Origin of the sequence: Pseudomonas sp. GL-R-19, assembly GCF_019956375.1 — a bacterium.
GTDB lineage: Bacteria > Pseudomonadota > Gammaproteobacteria > Pseudomonadales > Pseudomonadaceae > Aquipseudomonas.
This window is the reverse complement of sequence record NZ_JAHBDJ010000033.1, coordinates 92,369-105,688: the sequence shown is the minus strand read 5'-3', so window position 1 is coordinate 105,688 and position 13,320 is coordinate 92,369. Positions and strand designations below refer to the sequence as shown.

General features: G+C 57.7%; 12 protein-coding genes and 1 pseudogene. 8 read left to right on the top strand and 5 right to left on the bottom strand.

What is annotated here, in order from left to right; translation table 11 throughout:
* Nucleotides 1-28: 28 nt before the first annotated feature.
* Nucleotides 29-475: a hotdog fold thioesterase gene (locus KGA83_RS17800; protein WP_223530382.1), complete on the top strand. Its 447-nt coding sequence runs from the start codon at nt 29-31 to the stop codon at nt 473-475.
* Nucleotides 476-502: 27 nt separating this feature from the next.
* On the opposite strand, the gene KGA83_RS17795 is transcribed toward KGA83_RS17800, so the two are convergent.
* The 4 genes from KGA83_RS17795 to KGA83_RS17780 form a co-directional block, all read right to left on the bottom strand.
* On the bottom strand, nt 503-787 hold the full coding sequence (locus KGA83_RS17795; RefSeq protein ID WP_223530381.1) for a hypothetical protein: 285 nt from the start codon (nt 785-787) through the stop codon (nt 503-505).
* 395 nt (nt 788-1,182) lie between these two features.
* Nucleotides 1,183-1,386, bottom strand: a complete 204-nt coding sequence (locus KGA83_RS17790) for a hypothetical protein (protein ID WP_223530379.1) — start codon at nt 1,384-1,386, stop codon at nt 1,183-1,185.
* A gap of 427 nt (nt 1,387-1,813) precedes the next feature.
* A complete protein-coding gene (locus tag KGA83_RS17785; protein ID WP_223530378.1) occupies nt 1,814-2,923 on the bottom strand; it encodes a TadE/TadG family type IV pilus assembly protein in 1,110 nt (369 codons plus the stop codon).
* Nucleotides 2,924-2,944: 21 nt separating this feature from the next.
* The gene (locus KGA83_RS17780; RefSeq protein ID WP_223530377.1) at nt 2,945-3,355 is read right to left on the bottom strand and encodes a TadE/TadG family type IV pilus assembly protein; all 411 of its coding nucleotides are present in this window, start codon (nt 3,353-3,355) and stop codon (nt 2,945-2,947) included.
* Between the two features lie 1,104 nt (nt 3,356-4,459).
* Here KGA83_RS17780 and KGA83_RS17775 point away from each other — a divergent pair.
* Nucleotides 4,460-4,672, top strand: a pseudogene (locus KGA83_RS17775) (hotdog fold thioesterase); the annotation flags it as partial.
* Nucleotides 4,673-4,728: 56 nt separating this feature from the next.
* Here the strand turns inward: KGA83_RS17775 and KGA83_RS17770 are convergent.
* Nucleotides 4,729-7,719 (bottom strand): RHS repeat-associated core domain-containing protein, encoded by a 2,991-nt coding sequence (locus KGA83_RS17770; protein WP_223530473.1) that lies wholly within the window; start codon nt 7,717-7,719, stop codon nt 4,729-4,731.
* Between the two features lie 205 nt (nt 7,720-7,924).
* Here KGA83_RS17770 and KGA83_RS17765 point away from each other — a divergent pair, with 205 nt between their 5' ends.
* The 6 genes from KGA83_RS17765 to pyrF all read left to right on the top strand — a co-directional run bounded on the left by KGA83_RS17765 (nt 7,925) and on the right by pyrF (nt 13,206).
* Entirely contained in the window at nt 7,925-8,731 is an 807-nt protein-coding gene (locus KGA83_RS17765; protein WP_223530376.1) for an alpha/beta fold hydrolase, read from the top strand.
* Complete coding sequence (locus KGA83_RS17760) at nt 8,728-9,582, top strand: alpha/beta hydrolase (protein ID WP_223530375.1); 855 nt, start codon at nt 8,728-8,730, stop codon at nt 9,580-9,582. The genes KGA83_RS17765 and KGA83_RS17760 overlap by 4 nt, the downstream gene beginning before the upstream one ends.
* A 50-nt stretch (nt 9,583-9,632) precedes the next feature.
* Nucleotides 9,633-10,292 (top strand): glutathione S-transferase family protein, encoded by a 660-nt coding sequence (locus KGA83_RS17755; protein ID WP_108215304.1) that lies wholly within the window; start codon nt 9,633-9,635, stop codon nt 10,290-10,292.
* A gap of 8 nt (nt 10,293-10,300) precedes the next feature.
* Nucleotides 10,301-11,107 (top strand): DUF4892 domain-containing protein, encoded by an 807-nt coding sequence (locus KGA83_RS17750; RefSeq protein ID WP_223530374.1) that lies wholly within the window; start codon nt 10,301-10,303, stop codon nt 11,105-11,107.
* A gap of 69 nt (nt 11,108-11,176) precedes the next feature.
* A complete protein-coding gene (locus tag KGA83_RS17745; RefSeq protein ID WP_223530373.1) occupies nt 11,177-12,232 on the top strand; it encodes an AI-2E family transporter in 1,056 nt (351 codons plus the stop codon).
* A gap of 275 nt (nt 12,233-12,507) precedes the next feature.
* The gene (pyrF, locus tag KGA83_RS17740; RefSeq protein WP_178086777.1) at nt 12,508-13,206 is read left to right on the top strand and encodes an orotidine-5'-phosphate decarboxylase; all 699 of its coding nucleotides are present in this window, start codon (nt 12,508-12,510) and stop codon (nt 13,204-13,206) included.
* The last annotated feature ends 114 nt before the right edge of the window (nt 13,207-13,320 follow it).

Genomic DNA, 13,320 nt, shown 5'->3' with positions numbered 1-13,320 from the left:
CGAACAGAACCAACAAGGAAACCCTGCGATGAGCCTGTGGCGCACCACTCCCGACATCGAGCAGTTGAACGCTCTCCAGAAAAACACCATCGGTGAAGTGCTGGACATCCGTTTCGAGGCCTTTGACGATGAGTCCCTGACGGCCAGCATGGTCATTGACCATCGCACTCACCAGCCTTACGGCTTGCTGCACGGCGGTGCCTCGGTGGTGTTGGCCGAGTCGGTCGGCTCCATGGCCAGTTACCTGTGCATCGATACCAGCAAGTTCTATTGCGTGGGCCTGGAAATCAACGCCAACCATTTGCGCGGCCTGCGCAGCGGGCGGGTGACGGCGGTGGCCAAGCCGATCCACATCGGCCGCACGACGCATGTCTGGGACATTCGGCTGACCAGCGATGAGGGCAAGGCCAGTTGCGTGTCGCGGCTGACCATGGCGGTGGTGCCGTTGGGGGAAACACTGCCGAGCAGTTCATAACGTTGACGACTCTCCCTGCTGGCAGATTCAAATGTCGTGGACGCTGTGGCGCCGGGTGATAGTTCTGTCGGGAAATATGGCTTCTGTCGTCTGAACATCTGCACTCATGCTGTTCGCAACTTGTGGGTTAAGTTGACGATACCCATCCCGAGCGGCCTGCATGATCGCGCCTCGATATTCGGTAGCCGCAGTAAGAATGCCGCTTGCGCCACCGCTCAGGATGATTGCCAGCGCCCCTCGCTCGGAGTTGGGTAGTGCGGTTGCCAGTTGGGTGATGGCTTCAACGGCCCTCGCCGCACCGTAGCTGTACACAGACCCGGTCACCCTGCCGGCCGACCAATATAGGGTATCGAGCGGCGGCGGTGTCTGTAGCGAGAGGGAGCCTGCACTGTGCCTGGCTCCCGGATGAAGGCCTCGTAGCCATGTGCCGATGAATCTATCTATCCCCTCCACCATGGGAGATAGATAAGAGCGACAAAGCCGAGTTGGAGGATCTCGCAATAAAACCAGGTGTGGCTGTAGAGGACCTAACCGATGAAAAGCTCACTTCTCGGGTAATAGAGTTCTCATCCGAGCGCTTTAGTAACGATCGCTTGAGCAATCGGCTGTCTGACCTCTGTGGGTTGGTAAGGACTGCTTGGGACTGGCTTGGATCATTGCTTCAAATAGGTACATTCCTTGGAGTAGTCTGGTTCCCGATTACTGAGTCACTGACGAATGCCATCTTTGCCTGGTGGATTGTCGGTATCGGGTTGTTCTTTTGGATTGTTGGAATGCTTTTTGCTTTGGCCTGCCGACTTTTGACGGGCCGCTACCCAAATCAAGCCAAAAAAGCCAGAAAGGCTACGGCCGAATTCCTTAGCATATGGCGGAAGCAGAGTTCTTCGTCGGAGGATGAAGTGTGAACTCAAACTGGGCTCCAGCAAGCCTGACGATTGCCAATATGAAGCTTCTCGATAGACCGTTTTCGACCCAGAGTGTGTAAAACGGGCTCGTGGTTTCGAAGTCTGCGTTCCTACGTGGAATCAGGCGAAGCCCCGCAACTCAGCAAACCTGAATTTTACCCAGAAGTGCGATTTTCCGCGTGATCTCAGGCAAAGCGTCAATCCAAATCGTTTTTACACAGCCTCGACCAAAAGCGGCCGCTCAAGGTTTCTACAGAAATGTGGGCGATTCAGTCGACTCCCGGAAGCGTCACGGTACTCATGAGCGATCCTTTTTCGGTAAAGATAGAAACCCGGTAAGTCTAACCATTCAGATGTTCGAAAAATAGAAAGCTTGAACAGCAGTACAACAATACCGCCATAGGCGGTACCAATGATGGCTATCGTTTTTGCATTACTGAACAAGTCGTGGTGGTGTAATGGCGCCATACACCGGGCCAATGCCACTTGAGTTAAGAGGAGGGCACTTTGTACTCATTTCAACTTGAATGTATTTTTCCGATCCTCCAACCGCTAAGTCAACGTGGAGACAAGCAAAAGCCACAATGGGAACAGACGAATGACTGGATGCATCTACAACGATCGGAATCGTAACATACTCGCAACTTTTGTTCCCTGCCGCACTGCAGTCATTTACCGTGCTGAAAACTGTATTTTGAGTGCCCGGCTGAATCCAGGTATTAGTCCCGATACTGAGTGGTATTGGGTTTCCTTGAGTAATAAGATCTCTTATTGTTGGAACGTTATTAGTGTCTTGAGCAAATGATGTCCACTGTCCAGATCCGCATGGTCCGTAATGATAGGCTGATCCAATTTTAAATACATAGGGCTTTCCCGTGGCAGGGTCATTTTTCGGTTGATTTGAGCTTGAACTCCAAAAATTATCGTACATACATTTAGTCACTGCGATGGGGAGAAGCCCCTGCGCAACGGTTCCGGGGCTTGATATTATCGCAGTAGCAGTGGAGGTAATAGGTACGGTGTCAATACCAAAAATGCGGGCAAAAAAAGTATTTACAGGTCCACCGTTTAGGCCTGTATCTTTTTTGATAGTCACTTGCACAGCTGGAAAATGTGATGCAGCCGGTAAGGCTTGCATGCCACTTGAAGGGTTTGTAACATTCCAGTAACCGGTTACGATACTACCGTTGGTTATCGTGGCGTTTTCGGTTTTATTTAGTGCAAGCGCCGTATTTGCGCGACTAGATGCTGTGGCGAAATCTGGTGCGCTGCTAGTTGAGTTTCCACATTCAATGCGTGGGTATAGACACCCCGTACCTGCAAGTGCCGTGGCGTCAGCGGCGTTTTGAAGTTCGTTACGCACGACGTAAGCATAAGCATAATCTACAGCCAATGCTGAAAAACCCAATAGTATGGGCAGTGCAAGGACAAACAAAATCAACACTGCGCCTTGCTGGTTTCTCTTAATCTCAATATGGCCTGCTATTTTTCTTTGGCTATATTGGCGTGTGGTAATGCTTTTAGTTTCAATCGCTGTGCACATGGTGAGCATCCTAAATTGAAGTCACTCATTTAGCATCACTGTTGTCGCCGACAAGTTCATGGGGTTATTGACTACGTGGAGGATGCCGCCAAGAATCATAGTGGAGTATTGGTATGAAACCTGGACAGTGAGTGGTGTTCCAAAAAGTCCTCCAGCCCCTTGTGGAACACTTACCACCGGGGTGACGGAAGAACCAAATGTTATCAAGTGAGAACCTAGATAATTATTGGCAACACTCTGAATTTGAGCGGTGGTGAGTTTTGGCGATTTTAATACTATGCCAGCTCTTGCTGCTTCTCGGCTGGCATTTGTTATTATGGCTTTGTTATAGAGGGCAATACTAAGTTCTGTAATTACAAATATGATTAGAAGAAGAACTGGCAGCACGAGCGAGAGTTCGATAGCGGCAAGTCCTTGTTGTTTTTTTTTCATGCTGCCCACCTTTGCTACCTGAGCCTTCTTGTACGACAATGCATGCTCTATACTTTCATGCGCCACTTAACTGGTGACTTCGTTGCTTCGTAAACAATCAGCCATTTACGTATTTACCATAGATTCATTTGGCCAAAAGTAAAGCCGTCTAGCGTTAATTTGTGGGGTTTTTGGGTTGTGTGGTTGGCTGCTGAGGAAACTGCCGCAGAGGCCAGCCCTCACTCGATCTGATGTATTATCGATAGAAATCAATAATATAAGTAAGTGTGCGATGCTCACCCATTAATCGAGGGTTTATTTCAAATCGCTCCATGTGGCTGAAACTATCCAATTTTTTGCAATATTAAACGCGAATTGAAGTGGTTTGCTTGTTTCGATATAGCCGTACTCTATAGGGCTGAGGGTTGTCAGTCGAATTGCGTCAATTGATCGAGTCAGAGTTGTCGCTTGTGTGTAGTGGTTGTCGCTAATGGCCGTTATCTGCCTGATGCAGACGCAGTTAGCCATAGCGAAAAGGTGGATTGAGAGAGCTTGGTGGTACAGAGCTGGTACGAACGGAACAGAATGCTGCTATAACCCTTTGTCTTAAAGGGTTTTATGGATAGTTATTCCAATCCATCATCGGACTGATCCAGCTACGCATGGATTCCGGCACGAATTGACTGAGCGCACCGTTGAGTCCGGTCAGTGCGGAATAGGCAAGAGCTGTCCTACCGATGGTCGGCATCCGTTGCGGTACATTGACGCTGCCCCAAGGGAAGTTTGATCCATGCCCTCTGAGTATTTGTTGCGAGAGTTCCCGGGCAACTGACCCAGCCGCCATACCGATTCGATTGATAGCGACTTGGTTGAGCTCGATCTCTTTAGTATCGGCTACTTCGTCGTTGGCACTCCAGATAGCCGGCTGAATTCCAACAAGGAGCCCTAGAGCCGCGCCGAGCTCCACCGCGCCAGGATGAATTCTGGCAGCCAGCCCACCCTGAAGATCAAGCGCAATGTGATCGAAGCGGCTTACGGTGAGCGCTTTGAAGAATGGAGCGAGCGCAGCGAAGCGGTGCTGTGGCAGGATTGATCCACGAACGAAACCAACAAGGACACCCTGCGATGAGCCTGTGGCGCACCACTCCCGACATCGAACAGTTGAACGCTCTCCAGAAAAACACCATCGGTGAAGTGCTGGACATCCGTTTCGAGGCCTTTGACGATGAGTCCCTGACGGCCAGCATGGTCATTGACCATCGCACTCGCCAGCCTTACGGCTTGCTGCACGGCGGTGCCTCGGTGGTGTTGGCCGAGTCGGTCGGCTCCATGGCCAGTTGTGTGTCGCGGCTGACCATGGCGGTGGTGCCGTTGGGTGAGAATCCGCCGGCGCGTTAAGGGGTACTCGATGCATGGCGACGGAACGTTGTCATTTCAATGCTGTTGCCAACGGGCATGTCCGGGTGCCCCGTCCACTCCCTGTTTGCTTGGGTGAAGTGGTCCAGGGTGAAGTCCGCATCGTCATATTTGAACAACTCGGCGGTGCCGCGCTGCACATGTTGCCCCAAATAGGTTCGGGCTTCGGTGGGAGTAGCCATTGCACCAATGACCCCCGTCCGCAGATTGGGGTTTGCAATGGCATTGGTCAGCGGGGTGGACAGGAGTGTCAGCGAGGCGGTCAAGCCTGACCCGGCCGTGCGCGTAGCCCAGCCATACAGCACTTCCATGGCATTCGGTCTGCTTAATGCATTCGTGCCCCGGGTGAAGGTGCCTCCGCGCCAGGCATTGATCATGACAATGGATGCGCCATCCAGACCTTCGACGGCAGCATAGATGGCGACATCTGCCAGGGGTGGAAGCTCTTCGCGAATCACGCCGCCGGCGAACAGCAATCCTCCATAGACGCCTGTGCGCATGGCCGTCGCGACACCTGAGGGCGCGAGCGTAAGCCTGGGGCCCAGTTCTGAGCTGATGCGTTGCCCTGTTTCCCTTGTCAGATTGCCGGCCACGCTGCTGATGAGGCTGATGGCCACTTCATTTAACCCTTCAGGATTGCTCAGATAGGCATAGAGCGGGGCAGCGGCACCTGCTGCCGCGCCCACCAGTCCACCCATGGCCGCGCCGATCCACTGCGCCGCGCGGTTTTCGCTGTATCGGGAAACGATATTGCTTCCCGCGCCCATCCCCATGGATCCGCCCGCCAATGCCCCGACCGCAGCACCTGTTACGCTCAGCGCCAGATTGACGCCGGGGTCAATCATCTGGATGTCCGGATCATCCGTGGGTGTGCTTGCCCATTGTGTCAGTCCTTGTCCCGCAAAGTACCGCAGAGCGCCACCAGCCAGGGCACTCACACCGTCACGGCCAACCGTCGCGGCGGCTGCGCTGAACACTTCTCCCAGGGTGATCAGCCCCTGGAAATCCACGTGGCCAACCGGATTGCCATGCACCATCGCATACAGATTCAACCCATCAGCAACTCCCGCCGGGTCTGCGTTGAGCCAGCGTTGGCACCAGGGTACGTAGTAGCGCAACCCATAGTAATACAACCCGGTGGCATCCCGTTCCTGACCGCAATAACGCAGCGTCTTGTAGCCGGCTTCGAGTTTGTTGCGACCGGCCCACCAGCAGGTTCCGCCGTAGGGGTAGTAACTTTCCCGGGAGATGAGCAAGGCCGCTTCGTCCAGCTCGAGGGCGCTGGAACCCAAATGATCGGTAAAACTGTAGCGATGCTGGTTCTGGGGAATGCCGGCTGGCGGTTCAGTCTGCCAGTGCAGGATTTGCACCGTGCTGCGTCCGGCCTTGATCGTCACGACATGCAAGGTCTCTTCGGCAGTAGTGCGGACTTCCACACCTGGCAAATATCGGGTTTCGTGGGTACGGATCAATGTGCCGGTGTAGGCCTGACGGATTTTTCGCTGACGCAGGCCACTGCCGTCGTACACATAAAACTCGCAATCGTCCGGTTCATCTTCACGCACTACCTGGTCGACCTGCCGCAGTTGGTTGCGCAGATCCCATTGCAGGGTTTGCCCCGGTTGAAGCCCGATACGGTTGCCGTTGAGGTCATGACCGACGGTAATTTCCTGTTCGTCGGGCAGCTCGCCATCGGGCTTCTCGGGGAGGCTGCGATTACTGAACCGGGCGACAGCTGTGCGTTCGGTACGGCTGGCGCTGTCGGCCTGATGCTGCATGACCGTCAGGTTGCCGGCTTCATCGTAGGTGTAGAAACGCGTGTAGTTTTCCAGTTGTCCGGGGTCGGCGGTGGACTGGAACTCCGGTAGCTGTGGTCCGCCCGGCGCGTTGCGCCATTGCCGGCCACTGGCCTCGATCAGGCGGTAGAGGCTGTCGTAGCGGTAGCGACTGACTGGCTCGATGCGCTGGTTGCGGTGGAAGTGAGTCGCTTCAGAGGCGTCGGTGATGCAGGTGACATTGCCCACAGCGTCGTATTCGTAGGTGAGGTCTTGCAACGCCGGCTGCCCTGGGACATAGGCTTTCAGGTGTTCCAGTCGACCGTCGTCGGGCCGATAAGTCGCACATGAAACAACGCCGTTTCCCGCGCGTTGTTGTTCGATCTGGCCGAAGGCGTTGTACTGGATGTCCCGGACCAGCGCCGTTACATCGGCCTGTCCGGCAAGGTTCAAGCGAGTTTCGCGCAGTTCGCCTGCGCAGGTATGAATGAAGGTCTGCCGGTTGCCCAATGCATCGGTCTGGCTGATGGTCTCACTGGCGGCATTGCAGTGAAGGCGAGTGATGGCTGGTCCGTTCTCCAGCAAGGCGTCGCGCTCAGGCTCCGACTCGGGCCAGTCCACCAGCCATTGCGGATCGGCGATGAAGGTGCGGCCATGCTGCAGCGGCGTAGCGTTCAGGCTGAACTCGGTGAAGCGCAGGGTGCCGGCGGTGTCGTCGTGCCGAGTCAACCGGCCGCGCAGGTTTCGGCCGGCATCGGCGTCGGTATCGGCATAGGTGAATCGTGCGATACAGCGTTCCGATCCTTGCCATGCGCGCTCGAACGTAGCGATCGGACGGCACTGACGGTCATAGTCCACGCGGCCCTGGCTTAGCTTCTGATCCCAGCCCTCAACACTTTGCCCGTGCGCGCCGAGCAACCCCAGGCGCCAGCCGGCGTCGCTGTTCAGCGAAAGCACGACAGCGCCCGACAAACTGAAGACGTTTTGCTGATTGGCTGCCGTCTGACCGTCTTGATGCAAACGGAACAGGCGTGGATCACGAATCAGCACAGCGCGACCGGCGCTGTCATATTCCTGTCGGGTGATGCAAGGCTCCGGTACCGACGCGCGCTCGCGCCGGTGATACGTCACACCGCGCACGCTCAACCCGCGCGGGTCAAATACCTGGATGGCCGGAGTATTGGCATGGGTCATCGTGAGTTTGCCCATGATTTGGCGGGACAGCCCTTCTTATCCGCTGGATGCCGGGTGGCAGTCAACTGTCAGAAATAACAGGTGCCGCCCGCAGTGGCGTCATAGCCACGGCAGGTCTGTCATCATTCCTGGCAGTTACGGTCATTGCTGCCGGACGCGGTCTTGCGGACAATCAATGCCTGTTCTCGCTCATGGATTTGCAGGTATGTCGCAACAGATCTTTTTCGCCCACGCCAATGGTTTTCCTTCGGGGACCTACGGCAAGTTGTTTGCGGCGCTGGCACCCGAGTTTCAGGTGACGCATCTGGAGCAGCACGCCCACGACCCGCGTTTCCCGGCGGACGACAACTGGTACAACCTGGTGGATGAGCTGATCCATCACCTGCAACAACAGGCCGAGCCCGTGTGGGGCGTCGGCCACTCCTTCGGTGGCGTGTTGCACCTGCATGCGGCCTTGCGCTGCCCTGAGTTGTATCGCGGGGTGGTGATGCTCGACTCGCCGGTGCTGACCCGAACCGATCGATGGGTCATCCGGGCGGCCAAACGTTTCGGTTTCATCGACCGCTTGACGCCGGCCGGGCGGACTCTTGGTCGTCGTGAGGAATTCGCCGACCTCGAAAGCGCGCGCAAGTACTTCGCCGGTAAAACCCTGTTTCGCAGCTTCGACCCGGAATGCTTCGATGCCTACCTGCAGCATGGCTTGCACCAGGTCGATGACAAGCTGCGCCTGCGGTTCGATCCGGCCACGGAAATCAGCATCTATCGCGGCGTGCCGCACACCAGCCCGGGCAGCACCCGGCAGTTGCAAGTGCCGCTGGCGGTGGTTCGCGGGCACAACAGCCGCGTGGTGATGCGCCATCACGCAAGTAAAGTCGACCGCCTGCCGCTGGGCGAATCGTTGACCATGCCCGGCGGCCACATGTTTCCGCTCGAACGTCCCCTTGATACCGCTGAAATGCTCAAAGGCCTGTTCTACCGCTGGGACGGCCGTCGACAACAGGATTGCGCATGAACCACATCGTCGAAGAGGTCCGCCTGAGCCTGCCGCACATCGAACTGGCGGCGCACCTGTTTGGTCCTGAAGATGGTTTGCCGGTCATTGCCTTGCATGGCTGGCTGGACAACGCCAACAGCTTTGCCCGTCTGGCGCCCAAACTCAAAGGCCTGCGCATCATCGCCCTGGACATGGCCGGTCACGGTCATTCCGGGCATCGGCCGCCGGGAGCCGGTTACGCCATGTGGGACTACGCCCACGATGTGCTGCAGGTCGCCGAACAGCTTGGACTGCGCAAATTTGCGCTGATGGGGCATTCGATGGGCGCCATTGCTTCGCTGATCATCGCCGGGTCGATGCCCGAGCGGGTCACCCATCTGGCGTTGATCGACGGCATCATTCCTCCTACAGACAAAGGTGAAAACGCTGCCGAGCGAATGGGCATGGCCCTGCAAGCGCAACTGGATCTGCGGGAAAAGCGCAAACCGGTCTACGACACCCTCGACCGAGCCATCGAAGCGCGCATGAAGGGCCTGGTGGCGGTCAGCCGCGAGGCTGCTGAACTGCTGGCTCAGCGTGGTCTGATGCCGGTGCCGGGCGGTTACACCTGGCGCACCGACAATCGCCTCACACTGCCATCGCCACTGCGTCTGACCACCGAACAGGCAATGGCCTTCGTCCAGCGGATCAAATGTCCTGCAACACTGGTGGTCGCTGCTGACGGCATGCTCGCCAAACACCCGGAACTGCTGGAGCGTCTACCCTTTAGCCGGGAACAGCTGCCAGGCGGCCACCATTTGCACCTGAATGACGAGTCCGGTGCCGAGCTTGTCGCAGACTGTTTCAATCGGTTCTTCGCCATTCCTTGACTTGCGCCGGGCAACTGTCGAGGCTTGGCGGGTTGAAATGGGAGACAACCATGATAGATCTCTACACCGCTGCGACCCCGAATGGCCACAAGGTTTCTATCGTGCTCGAAGAACTCGGCCTGCCCTACACGGTGCATGCCCTGAGTTTCGACAAGAAGGAACAGAAGTCCGCGGACTTCCTCAAGATCAACCCCAATGGCCGGATTCCGGCGATTGTCGATCGCGCCAACGGCGATTTCGCCGTGTTCGAATCCGGCGCCATCCTGATTTACCTCGCTGAACAGACCGGCAAACTGATGCCGAGCGACCCGAAGGGACGTTCGCTGGTATTGCAGTGGCTGATGTTCCAGATGGGGGGCATCGGCCCGATGCAGGGTCAGGCCAATGTGTTCTTCCGCTACTTTCCGGAGAAACTCCAGGGCGCCATCGACCGCTATCAACATGAAACCCGCCGCCTCTACGAAGTGCTCGACACGCGGTTGCAAAGCGTGGAGTTCCTCGCCGATCAGTACAGCATTGCCGACATCGCCACCTTTCCCTGGGTGCGCGGCTACGAGTGGTCGGGCGTCTCGGTGGAGGGCTTGACGGCGTTGCAGCGCTGGATGGCGACCCTGGAGGCCCGGCCGGCGGTGCAGCGTGGTCTGCAGGTACCGCAACGCGCCGATGAAGCCAGTGTCATCAAGGGCGCCCAGGCCATGCTGATCCGATGAGTCTATCCATGCGTTCATTCAGTTTGCTGGTGCTGTGCAGTTTCAGTCCCTTGTTGTTCGCCGCCGATGTTCCGGGCAGTCAGGACCTGCCGATAGTGCCGCGCATGGCCGACGCCCGGATCGTCGATTATCGCCCCGCCGCCGAACTGGAGCGGATCTACCCGTTGGGTTCGATTCGTAAAATCAGTGGCCAGTTACGTTTCGACGGTCAGGTCAGTGCCCGCGGCAACGTCACTTCGGTGACCTACGAGTTGCCATCGGAGCATTCATCCATCGAGGCGTTCACCGCTGCCCGCGAGGCTTTGCAACAGCAGGGCGCCGGGTTGCTCTTTTGGTGCCAGGCGCGCGATTGCGGCGAAAGCAGCCTCTGGGCCAATCAAGTCTTCGGCAACGCCAAGCTGTACGGCGCCGACGATCAACAAGCCTATCTACTGCTGCGACTGGCCGCTCCGCGGGACAACACGCTCGTCGCGCTGTACAGCATCACTCGCGGTAATCGCAAAGCCTACCTGCATGTCGAACAGTTCGAAGCTTCGGCACCGCTGGGCGAGTTATTGCCGACCTCCGCGACCTTGCTGCGTGAACTCAAGAGCACCGGTGAGCTCGATTTTGCCACGTTGAATAGCGCACCTGACGAGACCTGGCTACGCCTGATTTCTCGCGGACTGAATCTGGACACCACTTTGCGGGTCAGTATTTCCGGAGCGAACGCCGAAGCCTGGCGTCAGGCCCTGATTGGCCAGGGCGTGCGTGCCGCGCGGATGGAAACCGGCAGTGCCGAAGGCTCTGGCCTGCACATCGAGCTATTGCGCTAGGCTGTACCGGGCGAGCGTGCACGCTGCGTTCGCCTACTCTTTTGCTGACTGACTTTTTCGAGATTTTTGATGATCAATAACGATCGCCTGTTGGTGCAGATCCTGCTCGTGGCGTTGTTCGGCGCGAGTTTCTGGGTGATGGCGCCGTTCTGGTCGGCGATGTTCTGGGGCGCGGTCCTGGCATTTGCCAGCTGGCCGCTGATGCGCTTGTTGACCCGTTGGCTCAATGGCCGCGAGTCTCTGGCGGCGGCCTTGTTGACGCTGGGGTGGATGGTGCTGGTAGCGGCACCGCTGGTGTGGCTGGGTTTCAATCTTGCCGATCATGTGCGAGATGCCACGGCATTCATCAAGGATGCGCAGGTCGAGGGGCTACCCGAAGCACCGGTGTGGCTGGGTTCGATTCCCCTGGTGGGCGAGCGGCTGGTCGGGATCTGGAACAGCATCGATGAGCAGGGCGCGGCGATGATGGTGTCGCTCAAGCCATATCTGGGGCAGGTGGGTAACTGGTTGCTGGCGCGCAGCGCGCAGATCGGCGGCGGTATTCTCGAACTGACCCTGAGCATCGTCTTCGTATTCTTTTTCTATCGTGACGGGCCGCGCCTGGCGGCGTTTGTCCTCACGTTGCTGGAGCGGCTGATCGGTCAACGGGCCGGCTACTACATTGACCTGGTGGCGGGCACGGTACAGCGGGTGGTGAACGGTGTGATCGGCACCGCGGCGGCCCAGGCGATCCTGGCGCTGATCGGGTTCCTGATTGCCGGCGTACCGGGTGCGTTGGTGCTCGGTATCGTGACGTTCATGCTTAGCCTGATCCCGATGGGCCCGCCGCTGGTATGGATTCCGGCAACCGCGTGGCTGGCCTGGAAAGGCGAGTACGGGCTGGCCATATTCCTCGGCATCTGGGGCACATTCGTCATCAGCGGTGTCGACAACGTGCTCAAGCCGTACCTGATCAGCCGTGGCGGTAACCTGCCGCTGGTCATTGTGCTGCTTGGGGTGTTTGGCGGGTTGATTGCCTTTGGCTTCATCGGCCTGTTCATTGGCCCGACGTTGCTGGCCGTGGCCTACAGTCTGTTGATCGACTGGAGCAAGACCCAGGCACGGGCTGAAGATCGCCGGCCCTGAAATTTGTATTCTGCCTAGGACCTCTTGGTCGGAACGCCGCCCGGAGCAAGCCCGCTCCTCACAGGTTCTGTTGAGGTATCAGGTGCATGTTGCGGTTGCCGAGGGTAGCGGGCCCGGGTGTTGCGGGCGTGTCGTGTATGTAGCGAGCTCGACACATTCGCCTCGAGGGCTAGTCTTGCCGGAGCCGTCGCGACGATTTACCGATCATCGGGTCCCGCAGCGGCGCTGGTTCCGCTACAATGCGCGCCGATTTCGACTTGCCTGAGAGCCCACTCATGTCCGCCTGCCAGACTCCTATCATCGTCGCCCTGGATTTCCCTACCCGTGACGCCGCACTGAAGCTGGCCGATCAGTTGGACCCGAAGCTGTGCCGGGTCAAAGTCGGCAAGGAACTGTTCACCAGTTGCGCTTCGGAAATCGTCGGCACTCTGCGCGACAAGGGTTTCGAAGTGTTCCTGGACCTCAAGTTCCACGACATCCCGAACACCACCGCGATGGCCGTCAAGGCGGCTGCGGAAATGGGCGTGTGGATGGTCAACGTGCATTGCTCTGGCGGTCTACGCATGATGGCTGCGTGCCGTGAAGTGCTGGATCAGCGCAGCGGTCCGAAACCGCTGCTGATCGGCGTGACCGTGTTGACCAGTATGGAGCGTGAAGATCTGGCGGGTATCGGTCTGGACATCGAGCCGCAAGAGCAGGTTCTGCGCCTGGCCGCCCTGGCGGAAAAAGCCGGGATGGACGGCCTGGTGTGCTCGGCCCTGGAAGCCCACGCGCTGAAAACGGCGCATCCGTCGCTGCAACTGGTGACCCCGGGGATTCGCCCGGCGGGCAGCGCCCAGGACGATCAGCGCCGTATTCTGACGCCACGCCAGGCGCTGGATGCCGGTTCCGACTATCTGGTGATCGGTCGTCCGATCAGCCAGGCGGCGGATCCGGCCAAGGCGTTGGCTTCGGTTGTGGCCGAAATCGCTTAAACACTGCTAAACCTGTAGGAGCGAGCCTGCTCGCGATGAGGGCGTATCAGTCGACCTTTATGCTGGCTGATACACCGCCATCGCGAGCAGGCTCGCTCCTACATTGGTTTGGTG

Coding starts and splice junctions, on each gene's coding strand:
- KGA83_RS17770 (WP_223530473.1), bottom strand. CDS start 7,719: ATGACCCATGCCAATACTCCGGCCATCCAGGTATTTGACCCGCGCGGG.
- KGA83_RS17760 (WP_223530375.1), top strand. CDS start 8,728: ATGAACCACATCGTCGAAGAGGTCCGCCTGAGCCTGCCGCACATCGAA.
- KGA83_RS17800 (WP_223530382.1), top strand. CDS start 29: ATGAGCCTGTGGCGCACCACTCCCGACATCGAGCAGTTGAACGCTCTC.
- KGA83_RS17755 (WP_108215304.1), top strand. CDS start 9,633: ATGATAGATCTCTACACCGCTGCGACCCCGAATGGCCACAAGGTTTCT.
- KGA83_RS17780 (WP_223530377.1), bottom strand. CDS start 3,355: ATGAAAAAAAAACAACAAGGACTTGCCGCTATCGAACTCTCGCTCGTG.
- KGA83_RS17750 (WP_223530374.1), top strand. CDS start 10,301: ATGCGTTCATTCAGTTTGCTGGTGCTGTGCAGTTTCAGTCCCTTGTTG.
- KGA83_RS17745 (WP_223530373.1), top strand. CDS start 11,177: ATGATCAATAACGATCGCCTGTTGGTGCAGATCCTGCTCGTGGCGTTG.
- pyrF (WP_178086777.1), top strand. CDS start 12,508: ATGTCCGCCTGCCAGACTCCTATCATCGTCGCCCTGGATTTCCCTACC.
- KGA83_RS17785 (WP_223530378.1), bottom strand. CDS start 2,923: ATGTGCACAGCGATTGAAACTAAAAGCATTACCACACGCCAATATAGC.
- KGA83_RS17765 (WP_223530376.1), top strand. CDS start 7,925: ATGTCGCAACAGATCTTTTTCGCCCACGCCAATGGTTTTCCTTCGGGG.